Source organism: Achromobacter marplatensis (assembly GCF_002209535.1).
In the GTDB taxonomy this organism is placed as follows: Bacteria; Pseudomonadota; Gammaproteobacteria; order Burkholderiales; family Burkholderiaceae_B; genus Achromobacter; species Achromobacter marplatensis.
On sequence record NZ_NJIG01000007.1, the window covers coordinates 269,240 to 288,370 of the forward strand.

The window sequence follows — 19,131 nt, forward strand, 5'->3', positions numbered from 1 at the left end:
CGCGGGATTTCAGGGACAGGGTCGAATAGTAATCAGCGTTGCTCCCTGGGAAACATGCAATTTCCTAGGGATAACCCGACTCCAATTTACGTTTACGTAAACGTAATATTTGCGGTGCATCATTGCGCAGCGATGCGTGATCGGCGCATGATGAGCCCTCCGATGGCGGCATCGCGCCGATGGCAGGCGCCCATAAGAATGTAAGTACCCACTATCACGGAGACATCGATGAATCTTCCCGGCCTGAACTTCGACCTGGGCGAAGACCTGGACATGCTGCGCGACGCCGTGCGCAATTTCGCGCAGGCCGAGATCGCGCCCCGCGCGGCTGAAGTCGATCGCAGCGATCAGTTCCCCATGGACCTCTGGCGCAAATTCGGCGAACTCGGCGTGCTCGGCATGACGGCCGACGAGGAATACGGCGGCGCCAACATGGGCTACCTGGCCCATATGGTGGTGATGGAAGAGATCTCGCGCGCCAGCGCCTCCGTGGGCTTGTCTTACGGCGCGCACTCCAACCTGTGCGTGAACCAGATCAACCGCAACGGCACGGCGGCCCAGAAGGCCAAGTACCTGCCCAAGCTGATTTCGGGCGAACACGTGGGCGCCCTGGCCATGAGCGAACCGGGCGCCGGGTCGGACGTCGTCAGCATGAAGCTGCGCGCCGAAAAGAAGGGCGACCGCTACGTGCTGAACGGCACCAAGATGTGGATCACCAACGGCCCGGACGCCGACACGCTGGTCGTCTACGCCAAGACCGATCCCGAAGCGCACCAGCGCGGCATCACCGCCTTCCTGGTGGAAAAGGGTTTCAAAGGGTTCTCGGTTGCGCAAAAGCTCGACAAGCTGGGCATGCGCGGCAGCCACACGGGCGAACTCGTGTTCCAGGACTGCGAGATTCCCGAAGAGAACGTGCTGGGCCAGGTCAACGGCGGCGTCAAGGTGCTGATGAGCGGCCTGGACTACGAACGCGCCGTGCTGTCCGGTGGGCCGCTTGGCATCATGCAGGCGGTGATGGACGTGGTCGTCCCCTACATCCACGACCGCAAGCAGTTCGGCCAGGCCATCGGCGAATTCCAGCTGATCCAGGGCAAGGTGGCCGACCTGTACACCACGCTGCAAGCCAGCCGCGCCTTCTGCTATCAGGTGGGCAAGAACCTGGATAAATTGGGCACCGAGCACGTGCGCCAGGTCCGCAAGGACTGCGCCGCGCTGATCCTGTACACGGCCGAAAAGGCCACCTGGATGGCGGGCGAAGGCGTGCAGATCCTGGGCGGCAACGGCTACATCAACGAATACCCGGTGGGCCGCCTGTGGCGCGACGCCAAGCTGTACGAGATCGGCGCCGGCACCAGTGAAATCCGCCGCATGCTGATCGGCCGCGAACTGTTCAACGAAACCGCCTGATCCGCCATCCTCCGGGCCGCATCATGATCCGCATGTCCGATGTCCAGCATATCGAGCAGGCCCCCGCCCCGGGGCCCTCGCCGCTGGACGTCGCGCGGCTGATCCTGGCGGGGTTCGACCGCCACTACGCGCTGTTCCGCTACAGCGCGCAGCGCGCTAAGGCCCTGTTCGAATCTGGCGACTGGCACGGCATCCAGCATCTGTCGCGCGAACGCATCGAGTACTACGACATGCGGGTGCGTGAATGCGCCACCCAGTTGGAAGGCGTGCTGCGTGGCCGCCCCGAGGGCGCGCTGGGCGCGGCAAGCCTCAACGGCAACGGCGCCAACGGCGCAGCGGCGCCGGCCCTGACCGACACCCAGACGGCCTACTGGCAGCAGATCAAGCAGGAATTCGTCGGCCTGCTGGGCGACCATCGCCAGCCGGAGTGTGCCGAAACCTTCTTCAATTCGGTGTCGTGCCGGCTGCTGCACCGCGACTATTTCCACAACGATTTCCTCTTCGTGCGTCCGGCGGTTGCGACCGACTACCTGGACAGCAGCACGCCGTCGTACCGCGTGTACTACCCGGCCACCGACGGGCTGGAAAAAAGCCTGATCCGCATGGTGGCGGACTTCGGCCTGGCGCTGCCGTTCGAAGACCTGCCGCGCGACACCCGGATGCTTGCGCGGGCCGCCGTCGCGCAGTTGCGCACGCTGTTGCCGCGCCACGTGGGTCGGCGCATCGCCAGCGACTGCCAGATTCATGCGCTGGGCTCGCTGTTCTTTCGCAACAAGGGCGCCTACATCGTCGGCCGCCTGATCAACCAGACCACCGTCTACCCCTTCGCCGTGGCGCTGACGCGCAATCCGGCGGGGCAGGTGACGCTGGACGCGCTGCTGCTGGGCGCGGACGACCTGAGCACGCTGTTCAGCTTCACCCGCGCCTACTTCCTGGTGGACATGGAAACGCCGGCCGCCGTCGTGAACTTCCTGGCGACGCTGCTGCCGCGCAAGCCCAAGGCCGAGCTCTACACCATGATCGGCCTGCAGAAGCAGGGCAAGACGCTGTTCTACCGCGACTTCCTGCACCACCTGGCCCACTCGCGCGACGCCTTCGACATCGCGCCCGGCATCAAGGGCATGGTGATGTGCGTATTCACGCTGCCGTCCTACCCGTACGTGTTCAAGCTGATCAAGGACCGCATCGACAAAGATGGCATGGACCACGCCACCGTGCGCCGCAAGTACCAGATGGTGAAGCTGCACGACCGCGTGGGCCGCATGGCCGACACCTGGGAGTATTCGCAGGTGGCGCTGCCGCGCAGCCGTTTCGCGCCCGCCTTGCTGGACGAACTACGCCGCCTGGTGCCCAGCCTGATCGAAGAAACCGGGGACACCGTCGTCATCCGCCATGTCTACATCGAACGGCGGATGACGCCGCTGAACATCTATCTGCGCCAGGCGTCCGACGCGCTGCTGGAACCTGCCGTGCGCGAGTACGGCGACGCGATCCGGCAGCTGGCCGCCGCCAATATCTTCCCCGGCGACATGCTTTACAAGAACTTCGGCGTGACGCGGCTGGGCCGGGTCGTCTTTTATGACTACGACGAAATCCAGCGCATGACCGAAATGAACTTCCGGCGCATCCCGCCGGCCCCCAACGAAGAAGCGGAAATGGCCTCCGAACCCTGGTACGCCATTGGACCGAACGACGTATTCCCCGAAGAATTCGGCCGCTTCCTGCTTGGCGACGCGCGCGTGCGCGGCGCCTTCATGCGCCACCACGCCGACCTGCTGGAACCGGATTGGTGGCAGGCCTGCCGCGCCCAGGTGGCGCAGGGCCGGATTGAAGAATTTTTCCCTTACGATACGGACAGACGCCTGCGTCCGGAACGCCCTTCGGGCAACCGCGCAGTGCCGATACCCAGACGCTGTCCCGACCCTCACAGGAGCTAGTCATGTCAGATCCCATCGTTATCGTTTCCATCGCCCGCACGCCCATGGGCGGCATGCTGGGCAGCCTGTCCGGCCTGGCCGCGCATGAGCTGGGCGCGGTGGCCATCAAGGCCGCCATCGAACGCGCCGGCATCAAGCCGGAGCAAGTCGATGAAGTCATCATGGGCAACGTGCTGCAAGCCGGCCAAGGCCAGGCGCCCGCGCGCCAGGCAGCGCTGGGCGCCGGCCTGCCGCTGGGCGTGGCGTGCACCACGATCCACAAGGTGTGCGGTTCGGGCCTGAAGGCCGCCATGTTCGGCCATGACCTGCTGGCGGCCGGCAGCGCCGAAGTCGTCGTCGCAGGCGGCCAGGAAAGCATGAGCAACGCGCCCTACCTGCTGTTGAAGGCGCGCCAGGGCTACCGCTTCGGCCACAACACCGTGTATGACCACATGGCGCTGGACGGCCTGGAAGACGCCTACGACAAGGGCAAGGCCATGGGCGTGTTCGCCGAAGACTGCGCCGCCAAGTACGAGTTCACGCGCGAGCAGCAGGATGCGTTCTCGCTGGAATCGCTGCGCCGCGCACGCGCCGCCACGGAAGACGGCAGCTTCAAGTGGGAAATCGCCCCCGTGACGGTCGCCGGCCGCAAGGGCGACACCGTGATCGACACCGACGAAGCCCCCACCAAGGCCATGCCGGAAAAGATCCCCACGCTCAAGCCCGCGTTCAAGAAAGACGGCACCATCACCGCCGCGAACTCGTCGTCGATCTCCGACGGCGCCGCCGCCATGGTGCTGATGCGCGCCTCCACCGCCGAGAAGCTCGGCGTCAAGCCGCTGGCCCGCATCGTGGCCCACAGCCAGCACTCGCAAGAGCCGGGCTGGTTCACGACCGCCCCCGTGGGCGCGTTGAAGAACCTGTTCGCCAAGACCGGCTGGAAGGCCGAAGACGTCGACCTGTACGAGATCAACGAAGCCTTCGCGGTGGTCACCATGGCCGCCATGACCGACTTCAAGCTGCCGCATGAAAAGGTCAACGTCAACGGCGGCGCCACCGCCCTGGGCCACCCGATCGGCGCATCGGGCGCCCGCCTGATGGCCACGCTGGTCGGCGCGCTGCGCAAGACCGGCGGCAAGCGCGGCGTCGCCACGCTGTGCATCGGCGGCGGCGAAGCCGTCGCGATGGCGATCGAGATGGTCTGACGACACGCGGGAAGGCGGACAGGCGTCCGCCTTCCCGTGGTTTTTCGCTGCGCCTTTTCTCTCATGGCCACCGGACGCGACGGGTCGGTCGCGGGCCAGATCGGAAAAGGCGCAACGAAAACCCACATCGACAAGAATGCCCGGACCAACCGGGCAGCGAGACAAACCGCTCTACGAGCGCCTTCAAATTCCAATCAAGCAGGACGGGTGGAACCCCATGCCCATCATCGAATCCCGCATCAATCCGCGGTCGCAGGACTTCACCGACAACGCGCGTGCCATGCAGGCGCAGCTGGATGACCTGAATCAGAAACTGGCGCAGACCGCGCTGGGCGGCAGCGAAGCCGCGCGCGCCAAACACGTGGCGCGCGGCAAGCTGTTGCCGCGCGACCGCGTCGAGAACCTGATCGATCCGGGCACGCCGTTCCTGGAACTGTCGCCAATGGCGGCGCACGGCATGTACGACGGCGACGCGCCGGGCGCGGGCGTCATCACCGGCATCGGCCGCGTGTCGGGCACCGAATGCGTCATCGTCTGCAACGACGCCACGGTCAAGGGCGGCACGTACTACCCGATGACGGTCAAGAAGCACCTGCGCGCGCAAGAGATCGCCGCGCAGAACCATCTGCCTTGCGTGTACCTGGTGGACTCGGGCGGCGCCAACCTGCCGCAGCAAGACGAAGTGTTCCCCGACCGCGAACACTTTGGCCGCATCTTCTACAACCAGGCGCAGATGTCCGCGCAGGGCATTTCGCAGATCGCCGTGGTGATGGGGTCGTGCACCGCCGGCGGCGCCTACGTGCCCGCCATGAGCGATGAATCCATCATCGTGAAGAACCAGGGCACCATCTTCCTGGGCGGCCCGCCGCTGGTGAAGGCCGCCACGGGCGAAGAAGTCAGCGCCGAAGACCTGGGCGGCGGCGACGTGCACACGCGCCTGTCCGGCGTAGTGGACCATCTGGCCGCCAACGACATGCATGCGCTGCAACTGGCGCGTAACGCCGTGGCCCGCCTGAACCGCAAGAAGCCCGCACCGCTGGCCACGATTCCCGTGCGCGAACCGCGCTTCGATCCCAGCGAACTGAACGGCATCATCCCCGCCGATACGCGCAAGCCCTACGACGTGCGCGAAGTCATCGCGCGCATCGTGGACGGGTCCGAATTCGACGAATTCAAGGCGCGTTTCGGCCCCACGCTGGTGACCGGCTTTGCCCACATCCAGGGCATGCCTGTCGGCATCGTCGCCAACAACGGCATCCTGTTTTCCGAGTCTGCGCAAAAGGGCGCGCACTTCATCGAACTGTGCGCGCAGCGCAAGATTCCGCTGGTGTTCCTGCAGAACATCACCGGCTTCATGGTGGGCCGCAAATACGAGAACGAAGGCATCGCGCGCCACGGCGCGAAGATGGTGACGGCGGTGGCGACCGCCGCCGTGCCGAAATTCACGGTGCTGATCGGCGGCTCGTTCGGCGCCGGCAACTACGGCATGTGCGGCCGCGCCTATTCGCCCCGCATGCTGTTCATGTGGCCCAACGCCCGCATCTCGGTGATGGGCGGCGAACAGGCCGCCAGCGTGCTGGCCACCGTCAAGCGCGATGGCATCGAAGCGCGTGGCGGCAAGTGGTCGGCCGACGAAGAGGCCGCCTTCAAAGCGCCCATCCGTGAACAGTATGAACATGAGGGCCATCCTTACTACGCCACGGCGCGCCTGTGGGACGACGGCATCATCGCGCCGGCCGATACGCGCCGCGTGCTGGGCCTGGCCTTGTCGGCCGCGCTGAACGCGCCGATCGAAGACACGAAGTTCGGCGTGTTCCGGATGTAGGGCGTTCGCCCTTGCCCCGCAGCACCGCAGTTCAAGAAGAATTACAGCCAGGATGACATCCATGTTCGACACTTTGCTGATTGCCAACCGCGGAGAGATCGCCTGCCGCGTCGCCGCCACCGCCCGCCGCATGGGCATCCGCACCGTCGCCGTCTATTCGGACGCGGACGCCAACGCGCGCCACGTGGCCGCCTGCGATCAGGCCGTGCACATCGGCGGGCCGGAACCGCGCGCCAGCTACCTGCGCGCCGACGCCATCCTGCAGGCCGCGATCGACACCGGCGCGGGCGCGATCCACCCGGGCTACGGCTTCCTGTCGGAAAACGAAGCGTTCGCCGAAGCCGCTGAAAAGGCCGGCATCTCGTTCGTCGGCCCGCCCGCGTCCGCCATCGCCGCCATGGGCAGCAAATCGGCCGCCAAGTCGCTGATGGAGAAGGCCGGCGTGCCGCTGGTGCCGGGCTATCACGGCGACAACCAGGACCCGCAATTCCTGAAGACCCAGGCCGACGGCATCGGCTATCCGGTGCTGATCAAGGCCAGCGCCGGCGGCGGCGGCAAGGGCATGCGCGTGGTGGAATCGTCGGGCGCGTTCCTGGATGCGCTGGCGTCCTGCCAACGCGAAGCCGCCTCCAGCTTCGGCGACGACCGCGTGCTGATCGAACGCTATCTGCAAAAGCCGCGCCACATCGAAATCCAGGTGTTCGCGGACACGCACGGCAACTGCGTCTACCTCTTCGAACGCGACTGCTCGGTGCAGCGCCGCCACCAGAAGGTCATCGAAGAAGCGCCGGCGCCCGGCATGACGGAAGAACGCCGCCGCGCGATGGGCGAAGCAGCGGTCGCCGCCGCGCGCGCCGTCGGCTACGTGGGCGCGGGCACCGTCGAGTTCATCGCCGAGCCGGACGGCCGCTTCTACTTCATGGAAATGAATACGCGCCTGCAGGTGGAGCATCCAGTCACTGAAATGATCACGGGCCACGACCTGGTGGAATGGCAGTTGCGCGTGGCCGCCGGCCAGCCCCTGCCCGTGCGCCAGGAGGACCTGCGCATCAACGGCCATGCCATCGAGGTCCGCATCTACGCCGAGAACCCCGAGAAGGGCTTCCTGCCGTCGATCGGCACGCTGGCCTATCTGGGCCTGCCGCCGCACACCGCCTTCACCAACGGCGACATCCGTGTGGACGGCGGCGTGCGCACGGGCGACACGATCACCCCGTTCTACGACCCCATGATCGCCAAGCTGATCGTGCACGGCGCTGATCGCGACCAGGCCCGCGCCCGCATGCTCCAGGCGCTGGCCCAGACGCAGGCCGTAGGTGTGCAGACCAACGTGGCGTTCCTGTCGCGCCTGATGCAAGACAGCGCCTTCGCCGCCGCGGACCTGGACACGGGTCTGATCGAGCGCCAGCGCGCCACGCTGCTGCCGGAGCCGCAGGCGGCCAGCGCCGCCACGCTGGCGCTGGCCTCGGCCGCCGTGCTGGTGCGCCAGGGCCTGGCCCAACCCGGCCCGCAAACCGCCGGCAAGGGCCCGTCCGACCCCTGGGACGCGCGTGATGGCTGGCGGCTGGGCAACCAGTACCAGCGCCATCTGCAGTGGGTGGACAACGGTGAAACGCGCCGCGTGACCGTCGCCCGCCAGGGCGGCGCCTGGACGCTGGATGCCGGCTCGGGTGCGCAACCCTTCCTGTGGCGTTCCCACGCCAGCGCCAATCCCAACCTGGCCTACGGTCTGCGCATCACGCTGGCAGGCCATGAGAACGCCGGTACGGTCGTTTTGCATGCCGACCGCGCCCATGTATTCGGCGAAGGCGGCGTGCACGTGCTGGAGCTCTACGACCCCTTGGCGCACGCCCAGGACACGCAGGGCGAGCACGGCGGCGGCCTGACGGCGCCGATGCCCGGCAAGATCATCTCGATCTCGGTCAAGGCGGGCGACACGGTCGAAAAGGGCCAGCCGCTTCTGGTGATGGAAGCCATGAAGATGGAGCACACGATTTCGGCGCCGGCGGACGGCCGCGTCGGGGAAGTGTTCTACGGCGTGGGCGACCAGGTCACCGAAGGCGCCGAACTGGTGTCGATCGACGCCTAGCCCTGGGGCGGATTGCCCCTGCTGCCGGCTGGCGCTTTAGTTTGGCGTCAGCCGGCTGTCACTAGAATGGCGGATTCCGGCACCGTCCGCGCGCCTGGCGCGCAATCTCCCATGCCCGCCCCCGACTCCCCCAGTCCGCTTTCCCGTCCCCCGTTCCTGCACTTCCTGTTCGCGCGCGTCAGCGCGTCGCTGGCCTTCCAGATCGTCTCGGTCGCCGTCGGTTGGCAAATCTATGCGCTGTCGGGCAGCGCGATCGACCTGGGGCTGATCGGCCTGGCGCAGTTCCTGCCCATGGCCGCGCTCACGCTGGTCGTGGGCCACGTGGCCGACCGCTACGACCGCCGCAAGATCGTCGCCCTCTGCATGGCGCTGGAAACCCTGGCCACGCTGGTGCTGGCCATCGCGGCCCTGCACGGCGTGGGCGGCAAGACGCTGATTTACGCCACCATCATCATCATGAGTTCGGCGCGCGCCTTTGAAGCGCCCACCTTATCCACGCTGATTCCGGCCGTCGTGCCCCGCGAGTGGCTGCCGCGCGCCACCGCCTTGGCGTCCTCCGGCGGCCAGATCGCGCAGATCGCTGGCCCCGCGCTGGGCGGCATCGGCTACGGATTGGGAGCCGGGTGGATCTATTGCGTGGCCGCGGCGCTGTACCTGACCGCCTTCGCGTCCATCGCCACGCTTGTCATCGAACGCGCCCCGCCGCGCAAAGAGCCGACCACCTGGCGCACGCTGTTTGCCGGCATCACCTTCATCTTCCAGCGCCGGCTGCTGCTGGGCACCTTGTCGCTGGATCTGTTTGCCGTGCTACTGGGCGGGGCGACGGCCTTGCTGCCCATCTTCGCCAAAGACATCCTGAATGCAGGTCCGTGGGCGCTGGGCGCCTTGCGCGCGGCGCCTGCCTGCGGCGCGGCGTTGATGTCGCTGACGCTCGCACGGCTGAGCCTGGGCGAAAACGTGGGGCGCCTGCTGTTTGGTTCGCTGATCCTCTTCGGGCTGGCGACCACCGTGTTCGGCCTGTCGACCTCGATTCCGCTGTCGGTCGCCGCGCTGGTCGTGCTGGGCGCCGCGGACTCGATCAGCGTCGTGGTGCGTTCATCGCTGGTGCAGTTGAATACGCCGGACCACATGCTGGGCCGGGTCAGCGCCGTGAACACCTTGTTCATCGGCGCGTCCAACCAGTTGGGCGAGTTCGAGTCCGGCGTGACGGCCGAACTGTTCGGGGCCGTGCCGGCGGTGGTGATCGGCGGCCTGGGCACGATCGCCGTGGCCGGGTTGTGGATGCGGTGGTTCCCGGAATTGCGGAAGCTCAGAACGCTGCACGGGAACGAAACGGCGCCCACCTGAGGCGGGTGTCTTGCGCATTCGTTTGCTCAACGGGTGCGCTCGATCACCCTTCGATTGCCCTGTTTGCTGCACGTCAGCGTGCCCGCGTATTTGTCGCACAGGTTGTCCAGCAACGCGGTGGCGCAAGCGCCGCTCACCGGTTGTGAAATAAGGACGGTGTCCGCGTCCCCCTTCAACTGAATATCCGCGTTCGAGTTGCGGCGCAGCCCGTCCGCGATAGCGCCTAGTGTGCGGGGCGCGCCGGAGAAGGCTTCCGCGTCCGGGGCGAATCGAGTGTTCAGCTGCCAATACGTCAGTCCCCACAGCGCAAGTGCCAGCGCTATCAGGAAAAGACCAACGGGACCCTTCAAACGGTACTTTTCAGTCCCCGCCTCCGTCGGAGGCTCGCCCAGGCCAGGCCGTCGACGGACCAGCAGGTACACCCCCAGCAACAGGAAGCCGAATCCCGCCACGACAAGCAGGCCCAGCATGGTGATGTCCAATCCAGGCAATTCCCGTACGCAAGTCAGATCCATGGTCTCTCACCGTTTCGCGTTGGCAAAGAACAGCACCAGCAATTGCGACTGCTGTTGAAAATCCAGCTGCACGAAGCCCTGTCCGATCTCGAACTGGCTGTTGGGGCTCCACTTGATCGTTTGAGGCGCCTGCTTGCCGCGGAACACTGCGGAAATGACCTCGCTGTATTTTCTTGAGAACTCGACGATCTCGGCATCCATCTGCTTGATGGGCAGTTCTGCGCGGACAACGGCTTCGCGGAACAGGCTGGCCCGCGCCAGCACGGGCAGGGCGGCTTCAATGAACTTGCTGTCGGACAACGACGTCGTGTCGCCCGTTTGGGCAAACGCCAGATAGCGGGCCAGAATCTCGGGTGCCAGGCGAAATTGCGCGCTATAGGCATCCTGACCCAGCAGGGAACTGAGCACGCCGGGATTGGCGCCGACGCCCGCGAAGCCGAATTCGCACTTGCGCCCGCCGCCGTACCGCTGGACGGTGCATGTGCCGTCGGTGCTATAGGCCTCGTACTGCCCTGATGAGAACCTGCATTCGCAGAATTTTCCCGGCGCCTGCGGCACCGCGGCCACGCCCATCTGGCCGGCCCCTTGGGCAAGGGCCACGCCGCTCGATAGCGTCAGCATTGCGCCGACGGCAGCCAGGATTCGCAGGGGAAATCGGCATTGCGGCATGAATACACCTCGCCATGTCAAAGACCTGAGCAGGAGTGAAGCTTGCCGCCACATTTGATACCAGGATGGCCGTGCCGGTGCCTGGACTAATCCAAAAAACCGTGTGCACCGGCACGGATGGTATCGGCGCTGCCTTCTTCTGACTGGCCCGGTGACGGGGCGGGATCAACGCCTCAGGCTGCGGCAGCAGGCCTCGCAATCGCCGTGCACTTGATCTCGACCAGCAGCCCGGGCCGCGCAAGCTCGCTCACGCCGATGCACGTCCACGCACACCGGCCGCGGGGAAACGTCCTGTCCTTGACGGCCCGGAACACGTCCATGTGGGTGGACATGTCGACGTGGTAGGTCGTCATGTCCACCACGTCCTCGAACGTGCAGCCGGCCTCGGCGAGCACCACGCGCAGGTTTTCCCAGGCCGCGGCGAACTGCGCCTCCGGATCCGCGATGACCTGCAGATCAGGCGTCCTGCCCACCTGCCCGGCGCAATAGACCGTGTGCCCGACCTTCACCGCAGGCGCGTAGCCGGCCCGGTCAGCAAGCGTCTTCATCGAATCGGGGAGGATGATCTGTCGGTCGGTCATGGCAGGCTGAATTCCAATGGAGTGAAGCGTTGGATTTTAGCTAGCCTGGACGGCAACCGACCGTCACTGGGTGGCTGCTGCCTACGCCTTGCCGGTGGGCGCCTGAATCATCTTCCAGCCATTGCCGGCCGGGTCACGGAAGCCGGCGTCCACGCTGCCATAGCGGTCTATGGGTTCCTGCGTGAACTCCACACCCAGCGCCTTCAGTCTGGCGTAGCTGGCGCGGCAGTCCGACACCGATAGCACCAGGGGCGGCATGGCCCCTTTGGCGACCATGGCACGCAAGGTTTTTGCGGTGGCCTCGTCATGGACAGGCGGGCCCGGTGCGAACAAGCCAAGCTGGAACGCGGGCTGATCCGGATGCTGGACCGTGAGCCAGCGATACGGGCCATTGCGCACATCCGTGTGGATGCGAAATCCTAATTTGTCTACGTAGAACGCCAGCGCCTCGTCCTGATCGTCGACGTACACGCCCACCACATTGATACCTTCGTTCATGGCTCCTCCTTGGTTGAGGCCCCCACTGTATTGCCGGCCAAGCGGCGGCGCTTCTCCAAAACTGCGGTGCCCAGATCAGGACGCTGCGCGGCCTTCACGACACACGCGGGCACCCGGCCGATGTCGGGCATCGTCGCCCGCGCCTCGCTGCGCATGGCGCTGGGGGACAAGCCCGTGACGTCATGGAAAATGCGGCCGAACGTGCCCAGGCTTTGCCAGCCGGTCGAAAAGGCAATGTCGGTGATGCTGAGCTCGGTATCGCGCAACAACGAGACGGCCTGTTCGATCCGGCGCGTCAGCAGATAGCGGTGCGGCGGAAGGCCAAAAGCCCGCTTGAAGGAACGCGCGAAATAGGCCTCCGAGACCCCACTGACCTCCGCCAGCCGGCTGACCGGCCAGGCCTCGTGCGAAGCGGCATCCATGCGGTCTTTGGCGCGCAGCAAACGGCGCAGCAGGGCAGCATCCTGCAATGGCTCCGTAGCGGCCGGATCCGGTGGGGACGCAGGCGGCGGGGCATGCGAGGCGGCGCGGGATCTCATGATTGCGGGCGTTGGAAAAGGGGGGTGTATCTGAGTGTAGAGGACTGGCCCCCGCACAATCTCAGCAGGCGTATGCACACGGGCATATTGGCCCTGGGCAGCTTGCTTGATGCTGTGCAGCAGTGCCGCTTCAAACTCGGCCATCTCAGCATCGGCATTTTCAGGCATCAAGACTCTCCTTGATTTTGGCCGGAAATGAGGCCGGCAGGTCAACGAATCTGGCTTTGGCGTAGACGATCAACACCACCACCGCTTACAAGCTCTGAGAACATTTCACCATCCGGACCGAGGCCTCGCTCCGCCATAGCACGCACGGAAGTTGAAATCCGACGAAGAGAAGGGCAGAGAACGCAATGTCTCGCGACCTGCAGCGGGCTCAAGAATGCGCGCCGCACCAATGCGCCGCAGGGAGTAGACTGACCGCCTCCCTTCGCATTTCGAGTCCAAATCCATGATTGTTAAAGCCTTGCGTGTCGGCCTGGGTCAATTGATCGTCGCGGGCGACGCCCTGACGCGGCCGCGCCCGCAGAAGCGTTCGCCGCAAGGCCAGGCGGCCGTCAACAAAGACGCGGCCGCACTCTCGCTGTACCAATTCCACGCCTGCCCGTTCTGCGTCAAGACGCGACGCGCCATGCATCGCCTGAACGTGCCGGTGGCCCTGCACGACGCCAAGCGCGATCCGCAGGCACGCGAACAATTGCTGGCCGGTGGCGGCAAGGTGAAGGTGCCTTGCTTGCGTATCGAAGAGGCGGGCGGCACGCGCTGGATGTACGAGTCCAGCGACATCATCGCCTATCTTGAACAGCGCTTCGCCAACGTCGCCTGACCGGAGTTTTCCAAGATGATGCGCCTTGCCCGCCGATTGGCACTGACGCTGTGCGCGGCAAGCGTGCTGGCGGGTTGCGAACCTTCTCTTCCGCCGCCACCGCCAGGGTCGACACTCACCGCCGAAACCATTGCCACGCGCGAAACGCCGCCGCACCACCAGTTCAAAGGGGTGCTGGCTGGCAAGCCCATTCACTTGCTTGTCAACAACTGCAAGGTCTACAAGGTGGACGCGGCCGAAGGCGAGAATGTGACCTGGACGCTGGTATTGGAGGGTGAGTTCTATCCGCTGCCCACAATATGCGTCAACCAATCGCTGACCGAAGGCAAAGGCTTTATCACGGCCTTCATCGGGCGTCAGGCGTTCGGCGCAGGCGGGTGCTGCTCGGGCCAACCCGAGTACCGTTCGAAAGACGGGTTGACCTGGAAGCCGCACTGACAGGTCTCAGGCCTGTCGCCAGAGCTTGGTTGCGGCCGCGTTCAGTCAGCGCAGATCGGCAACGTTGATTGTTCTGGCCTCGCACGCCTGAACCAGTTCGGGATCGTGGCTGGCGAACAGCACAACGCGATCTTTTGCCCAGGCCTTGAACACCTCGGCCAGCACCGCGCGGCCCTGTGCGTCGAACCCGTTGCTGGGACCGTCTGCGATCACCACCGCCGGGTCACCCAAGGCGGCCGCCGTCACGAAGACCTTGCGGCGCGTGCCCGTCGACATCTGTTCGAAGCGCTTGTCCAGGTGCGGTTCCAGCCCCAGCCGGTAAGCTAGATCAAGCACCGCGTCGTCCACGGCAACCTGCTTGTCCAAGGCGACTTGTTCCAGCAACGCACGCCCCGTCATCGCCGGAAAGGCCATGCAATTGTCCGGCACGTAGGCCAGGCGGGCCCGGGCCTCTTGCGGGGCATGCGTCAGCGAATGCCCGTCTATCCAGACGTCTCCGGCATCCGGCGCGACCGCACCCGCGATAATGCCCAGCAAGCTGGATTTGCCGGTGCTGTCTTCTTCGCATAGCGCCACGCATCCCGGGCCGAACGTGTGAGTCAGCCCCTGGAAGACGAGATAGTCGCCGTAGCGCTTGGTGAGATTGTCGATGCGTAGCATGCCGGAAGTGTACGCACGAACGCGGTCCGCGGCCAGATCCTGCATCCGGATTTTGGCCGTGTCCGATCAGGTATATTCGTCGCACCCATGACCCGAAAAATCAATCTAACTCCGATCCCCTGGCCCGTCGGCGCGGCCAGTGCGATAGCGATATTCGCCCTGATCTGGCTGCTTTCCAAGCCTGGCATGCAGCTCTTCGAAGCCAGCCGGCTATCGGTGATCAGCGTCTGGACGGGCGCGCTTGCCATACTTTGCCTGGTCTACATCAAGCGCTACGCGCTGGCGATCTGGCTGCACGGCGCCCTGGCCGCGTGCTTCTGGACCCGCATCTTCGCCGGCGCAGACCGCGAACGTGCGCGGGCGTTCGGACCGTATGGCCTGGGCGAGCAACTGAGCTGGATCATCACCGACGACCTCTTCCCGCTTTTCTGCATCGCGACGCTGACGAGCCTGATGCTGGTCGCGGCCAGCATCGGCAGCGTAAAGCTGTCTCGCCGGGCGAGCAGGGGGACGCCGTGATGCTTACAGGATTCACGTTCTATCACTACTGGATGGTGGCCGGTTACGCGCTGCTGTTCGTGGCGGTGCATTTGCTGCTGGTCTTGGCGGCGTTGCGCTATGCCGGCCGACGCACGCCGGCTTGGCCTTTTGGCGCGGGCGCTGCGATGCTGGCGGTAGCGATCGCCGGCTTGTCCTTCAGCAGCATGCAGCGCGACGGCTTGGCGGCCGGACTGGAAGAGCGCATCGGCCCGGAGCTGGGAGGCGTCTGCCGGCAAGCCGAACAACTGATCGCGGACATGGGCGGCGACGCCTCGCCCGACGACGAACCGCTGCGCGAGAAAATCCAGCAGGCCCTGCGAGCCCATTTTTCACAATCGGCCCGACAGCGTTTTGAAGACGACCGGTTTGCCCCCGCGTCGGTGGTGGAGTCTGGACAGGATCCGAAATGGGGCGATCTGGTCATTGCACTGCGAACGCATGGCGCCGGCCGCGACCCCGTGCATGTCGGTTGCTACAACCAGTACGAGCATCGCTACAGCGGCTTTTCGGGCGCCACCAAGCCGTATTGGCGCTGGGACGCCGATCCGATCCCGTTCGAGAACATCGTGTTTTTCCGTCAGGACCCGCGTAGCCAGCCTGTAGTGAGCTATGAGGCCGCGGGGCAATAAGGGGATGCAAATGAATCGGCAAGACTATCAAGCCGCGCTGCGGCGCGTGCTGGACCGGCATTCCGAGAAGGCGCAAGCGCGCTTGGCCGCGCTGATCGCGGCCCTGCCTGAGAAGGCCCGCGAAATCCGTGTCGGCATCTTCCCGGACCAGGACGGCGAGGGCACGTTCTCTGTCGTCGTCAGCCTTGAAGGCCCCGATCTTTATGTGCTGAACAAGGCGGTGGATGCGCATCGCATCTTGTTCGACGTCCGCCACACCGCCAGCGGGGTAACCCCGGCCGTGCCGACGTTCGGCTTGGACGAGCCCGACTTTGTCGTACAGGACGCCATCGTCGATACGGCGGCGGACTGGATCGAAGTGCTGTGGGCAAACGTCGGGCGGGGCAAATCGCCGTTGCCCGGACTCATCTATGGCGATGAAGACGCCGGCACGTCGATGCCGCGCGAACTGCCTGTTTGAGGCAAGCTCCAGCGCGCCGGCACGCCACACAAGGGTGATGCGGTGGCTGGGGTATAACGAAACCCGTAGTTCAGAGCAAAGGAATCTCGTGTCGAGCAAACTCGGGGCAGGTCGCTTTTTCGCCGCGACAGCTGGGCTCATCCGACAACAGGGCCGGTCCATGCTGGCCGCCGCGCCGTGGTCGCTTGCCGTGTTCACGCTGTCGCTGCCGTTCGCCTTGGCGGACACCCCGCTATATCAGCTGACGGATCTGGTGTTTGTCGCGCTCACGCTGATCAACCTGATCGCGTTCGCGCGCATGACGTTCGCCTGGCATCGGGTCGTCGTCCTGGGGAACGTCCCGCGCGACACCACCGCGCGCGGCGGCACTGCAGAGGCCAAGCACCTGGTGTTGCTCGGCGCGCTCACCATCGCCGTCGCGGCCCTGGGTCGTGCGACCGGCGATTTGCCGTTTGTGGTCTATGTGCTGCTGAACGGCGCGGAAGACATCCGATTCTGGGGCGCGTTGATCGCGTCCGCGGCGATTATCTGGCTGCCTGTCTTGTACGCGCTTGCGACGTATGGGCTGAGCCTGTCGCGCGTCGCGACGACGGGAGAATATGGCTTTGGCCACATTCGCGCGGCCATGCCCTACCCGCGTTGGCCGCTGATGCTCATGCTGCTGGCGCTGGTCGTCGTGGCCGGCTTCACCGCGAGTGTGCTGTCCCCGCTGACGTACACGTTCGTGACGGGCGCTGATGTGGCCTATGCCGCGTTGGGCGTCGTGCTTAGTGTCCTGGCTACGTTCGTCGCGACGGCTATGTATGCGGTCGCGTATCGCGATGCGACGGGCAGGGCGGGCGAAAGCGCGTGACGGCTTCGGGCCCGCAGCGGCCCGATCAGGTTTCCTGGAATTTTTTGCGCAGTGTGCAAGGTCCGCAACAGGCGCCTTGCCTCATTGCCCGGCGGCACCATGGAAACACTCCCATGCGGCCTCCTCGATGCCCTGAATCACGTTGCCGTCTTCATCCGTGATCGTGAACGCCTGCTGGCTGTCCCCGATGCTGGCCTCCCCGTCCAGACCCAGCAGCAACGCAACCATCGTGTCTCTGACGACGGCGTCGAGGACGCCCTGCATCTGAACGGATTGCCCGGCTGACAACCCCATTGCCCGGACTTTGGCGGCGACCTCGCTGGTTGCCTCCGGCGCCGTAAAGGCCGCCAGCAACTCCGCCCTTAGCGCATTCCAGTTGGCGACGAATTCCTTTGCGTCCATTCCGCTTCCATTCAAATCTTAGTCCGTCCCCACGGCCCGGATCTGATTCGGCGTCGCCTCGGACGCAGGCTTGTAGTACAGCGTGGGCGCCCGGTACCTCAGGTCACGCAGCGCCGCATCCAGCTTGGGCAAATTGAAGCTACCCGCGCTCGGCGCCTGCCGGAAATCTTCCAGGCTGGCGGGCAGGCGCGTCAAGGTCAGCGAATCCATCGTGCAGGTGGGGCCGAGGGAAGTCTCTTCGCACGAATCCGGCGTCATGACCGGCTGATCGACGGGCAACACGAAACCATCCGTCAGCACGGCCTCGCCCGCTTCGAGTTTGATGGCGGCGATCGGCGAAAAAATCAGTTCGGCGTCGATGCCGGGCGTCGGCGCGGCATCGGCCTGGCCCGCATTGAATGCGATCTCTCCGTTGATGCGCCAGCGCACCTCGCGCGCCGCTTCGTCGCAACCGCCGCCGGCCCGCAGCACCACCTCGCAACCCTTGCCCAGGCCGTCTTCGTCCTCTTTCCCGGATGGCGGTTTTGGCGTGGTCATCTTGAACTCGCGATCCACCGCGTAATCCAGCGTCGCGATGCCGATCTTCTTCAACCGCTCCATGGCGCTTTGCGGCGGTACCGTTGCGGGCAGCTCGGTGCGGGGCTGGTGATAGGTGATGCGGTTGAGCCTGTATTCGCCCGGCCACACCGGAATCACCTGATACAGCAGCTTGCCGCGCACCGTCTGGAACTGCGGCCCGGGGTCGCCCGAATTCATCTTGTGATCCCCCGCGCCGGCGCTGATCGCGGTGTCCTTCTCCGACTGGTGGTTCCAGTGCACGAACGTGCTGCGCTGACGCACAAAGCGATCGCGCGTCGCGTCATCCTCGAAATCGCGCTGGGGTCCGACGTCCAGGTTCAGGGTTGGAATCACCAGCAGCGCCATTCCCTCCTGCCGTGCGTTGCCCAGCAAATCATCCACATTCACGCGATGGCGCTCCACCAACGCGGCGGTGCGCGCGGCGAAATCCGGCTCGACAGGCTGGGCAAGCGCCAGCGCCGGGGCGAGAAGGGCAAGCAGGCTAACGCGGGCAAGCGTGGGGAAAAGCGGCATCGTTCTGGGTTCCTGTGTCCGAGGCGGGAAGGAACGGGGCATTGCACGCGGCAGAGCCAGGCAACACCCCGACGGGGAAAGGCCAGGCCATGATATCGCGTCGGCCCCGCCGCTTGCTTAACTGCCGGTCTGCGTGGCCAGCCACACCGTCGCGCCGCCGCACGCCGGATCTTCCTGCAGATGCCGGACCATCAATCTCGCACGGCACATTCGTCTATACCAAAGACCGAAGGCGCAACCTTCCTTTCTGCAAGGATGCGCGCATCCTCGATCAGTTCGAAACCGCGCGCACGCCGCCTGCGACGCTGAGACCGATTGCGCCCTGGGCGCGGCAAGTTGCGTTGTCACCAGGAACGTACCTGCGAACAGACTGATCACTAGAAATCCAGCCAAACTGATCCGGTCGATTGGCGAATAGCGCAGGTACGATTGGGAGCGTATTGCCCGGCCACGAGTCGTAAATGAAGCTGCTGAAGCGGCGTTTTGAGGAAATAATGAATTTTTGGGTCCCTGTAATCTTCGGTACATTCAAGCTCCTCGTGTTGGGCACGGGCATGTTTCTCGCCATCAAATCTCACTACGATGGAGAGAAAAAGGAGAAGCAAGAAAAGGAGGAGAAGAGGAAGGCACCCTGATGAAA

General features: G+C 65.2%; 21 protein-coding genes. 13 read left to right on the forward strand and 8 right to left on the reverse strand.

The window, feature by feature from the left end:
* Nucleotides 1-228: 228 nt before the first annotated feature.
* The 6 genes from CEY09_RS18645 to CEY09_RS18670 all read left to right on the forward strand — a co-directional run bounded on the left by CEY09_RS18645 (nucleotide 229) and on the right by CEY09_RS18670 (nucleotide 9,789).
* A complete protein-coding gene (locus CEY09_RS18645) occupies nucleotides 229-1,407 on the forward strand; it encodes an isovaleryl-CoA dehydrogenase (RefSeq protein WP_088589801.1) in 1,179 nt (392 codons plus the stop codon).
* Between the two features lie 23 nt (nucleotides 1,408-1,430).
* Nucleotides 1,431-3,344, forward strand: a complete 1,914-nt coding sequence (gene aceK, locus CEY09_RS18650) for a bifunctional isocitrate dehydrogenase kinase/phosphatase (RefSeq protein WP_088589802.1) — start codon at nucleotides 1,431-1,433, stop codon at nucleotides 3,342-3,344.
* A 2-nt stretch (nucleotides 3,345-3,346) separates the two neighbouring features.
* On the forward strand, nucleotides 3,347-4,528 hold the full coding sequence (locus CEY09_RS18655) for an acetyl-CoA C-acetyltransferase (RefSeq protein WP_088589803.1): 1,182 nt from the start codon (nucleotides 3,347-3,349) through the stop codon (nucleotides 4,526-4,528).
* Nucleotides 4,529-4,745: 217 nt separating this feature from the next.
* The gene (locus CEY09_RS18660) at nucleotides 4,746-6,353 is read left to right on the forward strand and encodes a carboxyl transferase domain-containing protein (protein ID WP_088589804.1); all 1,608 of its coding nucleotides are present in this window, start codon (nucleotides 4,746-4,748) and stop codon (nucleotides 6,351-6,353) included.
* Between the two features lie 61 nt (nucleotides 6,354-6,414).
* Nucleotides 6,415-8,442, forward strand: a complete 2,028-nt coding sequence (locus CEY09_RS18665; protein WP_088589805.1) for an acetyl/propionyl/methylcrotonyl-CoA carboxylase subunit alpha — start codon at nucleotides 6,415-6,417, stop codon at nucleotides 8,440-8,442.
* Nucleotides 8,443-8,553: 111 nt separating this feature from the next.
* Nucleotides 8,554-9,789 (forward strand): MFS transporter, encoded by a 1,236-nt coding sequence (locus tag CEY09_RS18670; protein ID WP_088589923.1) that lies wholly within the window; start codon nucleotides 8,554-8,556, stop codon nucleotides 9,787-9,789.
* A gap of 26 nt (nucleotides 9,790-9,815) precedes the next feature.
* Here the strand turns inward: CEY09_RS18670 and CEY09_RS18675 are convergent, their stop codons facing one another.
* The 5 genes from CEY09_RS18675 to CEY09_RS18695 all read right to left on the reverse strand — a co-directional run bounded on the left by CEY09_RS18675 (nucleotide 9,816) and on the right by CEY09_RS18695 (nucleotide 12,591).
* Nucleotides 9,816-10,259 carry a hypothetical protein gene (locus tag CEY09_RS18675; protein WP_234818339.1) on the reverse strand — a complete coding sequence of 148 codons (444 nt, stop codon included), beginning with the start codon at nucleotides 10,257-10,259 and terminating at the stop codon, nucleotides 9,816-9,818.
* A gap of 51 nt (nucleotides 10,260-10,310) precedes the next feature.
* The gene (locus CEY09_RS18680; RefSeq protein ID WP_234818340.1) at nucleotides 10,311-10,925 is read right to left on the reverse strand and encodes a hypothetical protein; all 615 of its coding nucleotides are present in this window, start codon (nucleotides 10,923-10,925) and stop codon (nucleotides 10,311-10,313) included.
* A gap of 221 nt (nucleotides 10,926-11,146) precedes the next feature.
* Nucleotides 11,147-11,554, reverse strand: a complete 408-nt coding sequence (locus tag CEY09_RS18685) for a RidA family protein (protein ID WP_088589807.1) — start codon at nucleotides 11,552-11,554, stop codon at nucleotides 11,147-11,149.
* An 81-nt stretch (nucleotides 11,555-11,635) separates the two neighbouring features.
* The gene (locus CEY09_RS18690) at nucleotides 11,636-12,052 is read right to left on the reverse strand and encodes a VOC family protein (protein ID WP_088589808.1); all 417 of its coding nucleotides are present in this window, start codon (nucleotides 12,050-12,052) and stop codon (nucleotides 11,636-11,638) included.
* Entirely contained in the window at nucleotides 12,049-12,591 is a 543-nt protein-coding gene (locus CEY09_RS18695; protein ID WP_377785591.1) for a helix-turn-helix transcriptional regulator, read from the reverse strand. Before CEY09_RS18695 ends, CEY09_RS18690 begins: the two co-directional genes overlap by 4 nt.
* Nucleotides 12,592-13,042: 451 nt before the next feature.
* On the opposite strand from CEY09_RS18695, the gene CEY09_RS18700 reads away from it, so the two are divergent.
* Together CEY09_RS18700 and CEY09_RS18705 are read left to right on the forward strand one after the other, a co-directional pair.
* Entirely contained in the window at nucleotides 13,043-13,417 is a 375-nt protein-coding gene (locus CEY09_RS18700) for a glutaredoxin family protein (RefSeq protein ID WP_006226096.1), read from the forward strand.
* Between the two features lie 15 nt (nucleotides 13,418-13,432).
* Complete coding sequence (locus CEY09_RS18705; RefSeq protein ID WP_088589810.1) at nucleotides 13,433-13,855, forward strand: hypothetical protein; 423 nt, start codon at nucleotides 13,433-13,435, stop codon at nucleotides 13,853-13,855.
* Nucleotides 13,856-13,900: 45 nt separating this feature from the next.
* Here CEY09_RS18705 and CEY09_RS18710 read toward each other — a convergent pair whose 3' ends face one another.
* On the reverse strand, nucleotides 13,901-14,515 hold the full coding sequence (locus CEY09_RS18710; RefSeq protein ID WP_088589925.1) for an ABC transporter ATP-binding protein: 615 nt from the start codon (nucleotides 14,513-14,515) through the stop codon (nucleotides 13,901-13,903).
* A gap of 87 nt (nucleotides 14,516-14,602) precedes the next feature.
* Here CEY09_RS18710 and CEY09_RS18715 point away from each other — a divergent pair, with 87 nt between their 5' ends.
* The 4 genes from CEY09_RS18715 (at nucleotide 14,603) to CEY09_RS18730 (ending at nucleotide 16,997) form a co-directional block, all read left to right on the forward strand.
* Nucleotides 14,603-15,034 (forward strand): hypothetical protein, encoded by a 432-nt coding sequence (locus CEY09_RS18715; RefSeq protein ID WP_143219567.1) that lies wholly within the window; start codon nucleotides 14,603-14,605, stop codon nucleotides 15,032-15,034.
* Nucleotides 15,034-15,684 (forward strand): hypothetical protein, encoded by a 651-nt coding sequence (locus tag CEY09_RS18720; protein WP_143219568.1) that lies wholly within the window; start codon nucleotides 15,034-15,036, stop codon nucleotides 15,682-15,684. The genes CEY09_RS18715 and CEY09_RS18720 overlap by 1 nt, the downstream gene beginning before the upstream one ends.
* 10 nt (nucleotides 15,685-15,694) lie before the next feature.
* Nucleotides 15,695-16,144 (forward strand): DUF6389 family protein, encoded by a 450-nt coding sequence (locus tag CEY09_RS18725; protein ID WP_167390111.1) that lies wholly within the window; start codon nucleotides 15,695-15,697, stop codon nucleotides 16,142-16,144.
* Between the two features lie 160 nt (nucleotides 16,145-16,304).
* On the forward strand, nucleotides 16,305-16,997 hold the full coding sequence (locus CEY09_RS18730; protein ID WP_088589814.1) for a hypothetical protein: 693 nt from the start codon (nucleotides 16,305-16,307) through the stop codon (nucleotides 16,995-16,997).
* Between the two features lie 81 nt (nucleotides 16,998-17,078).
* Here CEY09_RS18730 and CEY09_RS18735 read toward each other — a convergent pair whose 3' ends face one another.
* Both CEY09_RS18735 and CEY09_RS18740 read right to left on the reverse strand, forming a co-directional pair.
* Nucleotides 17,079-17,399 (reverse strand): hypothetical protein, encoded by a 321-nt coding sequence (locus CEY09_RS18735; RefSeq protein WP_088589815.1) that lies wholly within the window; start codon nucleotides 17,397-17,399, stop codon nucleotides 17,079-17,081.
* Nucleotides 17,400-17,417: 18 nt separating this feature from the next.
* Nucleotides 17,418-18,491 (reverse strand): hypothetical protein, encoded by a 1,074-nt coding sequence (locus CEY09_RS18740; RefSeq protein WP_088589816.1) that lies wholly within the window; start codon nucleotides 18,489-18,491, stop codon nucleotides 17,418-17,420.
* 461 nt (nucleotides 18,492-18,952) lie between these two features.
* On the opposite strand from CEY09_RS18740, the gene CEY09_RS32320 reads away from it, so the two are divergent.
* Nucleotides 18,953-19,126 carry a hypothetical protein gene (locus CEY09_RS32320; RefSeq protein ID WP_167390112.1) on the forward strand — a complete coding sequence of 58 codons (174 nt, stop codon included), beginning with the start codon at nucleotides 18,953-18,955 and terminating at the stop codon, nucleotides 19,124-19,126.
* The last annotated feature ends 5 nt before the right edge of the window (nucleotides 19,127-19,131 follow it).

Bases quoted from the DNA above. Each gene is read 5' to 3' on its own strand.
- CEY09_RS18660 (WP_088589804.1), top strand. From the start codon at position 4,746: ATGCCCATCATCGAATCCCGCATCAATCCGCGGTCGCAGGACTTCACC.
- CEY09_RS18685 (WP_088589807.1), bottom strand. From the start codon at position 11,554: ATGACCGACCGACAGATCATCCTCCCCGATTCGATGAAGACGCTTGCT.
- CEY09_RS18720 (WP_143219568.1), top strand. From the start codon at position 15,034: ATGCTTACAGGATTCACGTTCTATCACTACTGGATGGTGGCCGGTTAC.
- CEY09_RS18710 (WP_088589925.1), bottom strand. From the start codon at position 14,515: ATGCTACGCATCGACAATCTCACCAAGCGCTACGGCGACTATCTCGTC.
- CEY09_RS18680 (WP_234818340.1), bottom strand. From the start codon at position 10,925: ATGCTGACGCTATCGAGCGGCGTGGCCCTTGCCCAAGGGGCCGGCCAG.
- CEY09_RS18665 (WP_088589805.1), top strand. From the start codon at position 6,415: ATGTTCGACACTTTGCTGATTGCCAACCGCGGAGAGATCGCCTGCCGC.
- CEY09_RS18725 (WP_167390111.1), top strand. From the start codon at position 15,695: ATGAATCGGCAAGACTATCAAGCCGCGCTGCGGCGCGTGCTGGACCGG.
- CEY09_RS18645 (WP_088589801.1), top strand. From the start codon at position 229: ATGAATCTTCCCGGCCTGAACTTCGACCTGGGCGAAGACCTGGACATG.
- CEY09_RS18715 (WP_143219567.1), top strand. From the start codon at position 14,603: ATGACCCGAAAAATCAATCTAACTCCGATCCCCTGGCCCGTCGGCGCG.
- CEY09_RS18675 (WP_234818339.1), bottom strand. From the start codon at position 10,259: ATGCTGGGCCTGCTTGTCGTGGCGGGATTCGGCTTCCTGTTGCTGGGG.
- CEY09_RS18740 (WP_088589816.1), bottom strand. From the start codon at position 18,491: ATGCCGCTTTTCCCCACGCTTGCCCGCGTTAGCCTGCTTGCCCTTCTC.
- CEY09_RS18705 (WP_088589810.1), top strand. From the start codon at position 13,433: ATGATGCGCCTTGCCCGCCGATTGGCACTGACGCTGTGCGCGGCAAGC.
- CEY09_RS18670 (WP_088589923.1), top strand. From the start codon at position 8,554: ATGCCCGCCCCCGACTCCCCCAGTCCGCTTTCCCGTCCCCCGTTCCTG.
- CEY09_RS18695 (WP_377785591.1), bottom strand. From the start codon at position 12,591: ATGAGATCCCGCGCCGCCTCGCATGCCCCGCCGCCTGCGTCCCCACCG.
- CEY09_RS18655 (WP_088589803.1), top strand. From the start codon at position 3,347: ATGTCAGATCCCATCGTTATCGTTTCCATCGCCCGCACGCCCATGGGC.
- CEY09_RS18735 (WP_088589815.1), bottom strand. From the start codon at position 17,399: ATGGACGCAAAGGAATTCGTCGCCAACTGGAATGCGCTAAGGGCGGAG.
- CEY09_RS18690 (WP_088589808.1), bottom strand. From the start codon at position 12,052: ATGAACGAAGGTATCAATGTGGTGGGCGTGTACGTCGACGATCAGGAC.
- CEY09_RS18730 (WP_088589814.1), top strand. From the start codon at position 16,305: ATGCTGGCCGCCGCGCCGTGGTCGCTTGCCGTGTTCACGCTGTCGCTG.
- CEY09_RS32320 (WP_167390112.1), top strand. From the start codon at position 18,953: ATGAAGCTGCTGAAGCGGCGTTTTGAGGAAATAATGAATTTTTGGGTC.
- aceK (WP_088589802.1), top strand. From the start codon at position 1,431: ATGATCCGCATGTCCGATGTCCAGCATATCGAGCAGGCCCCCGCCCCG.
- CEY09_RS18700 (WP_006226096.1), top strand. From the start codon at position 13,043: ATGATTGTTAAAGCCTTGCGTGTCGGCCTGGGTCAATTGATCGTCGCG.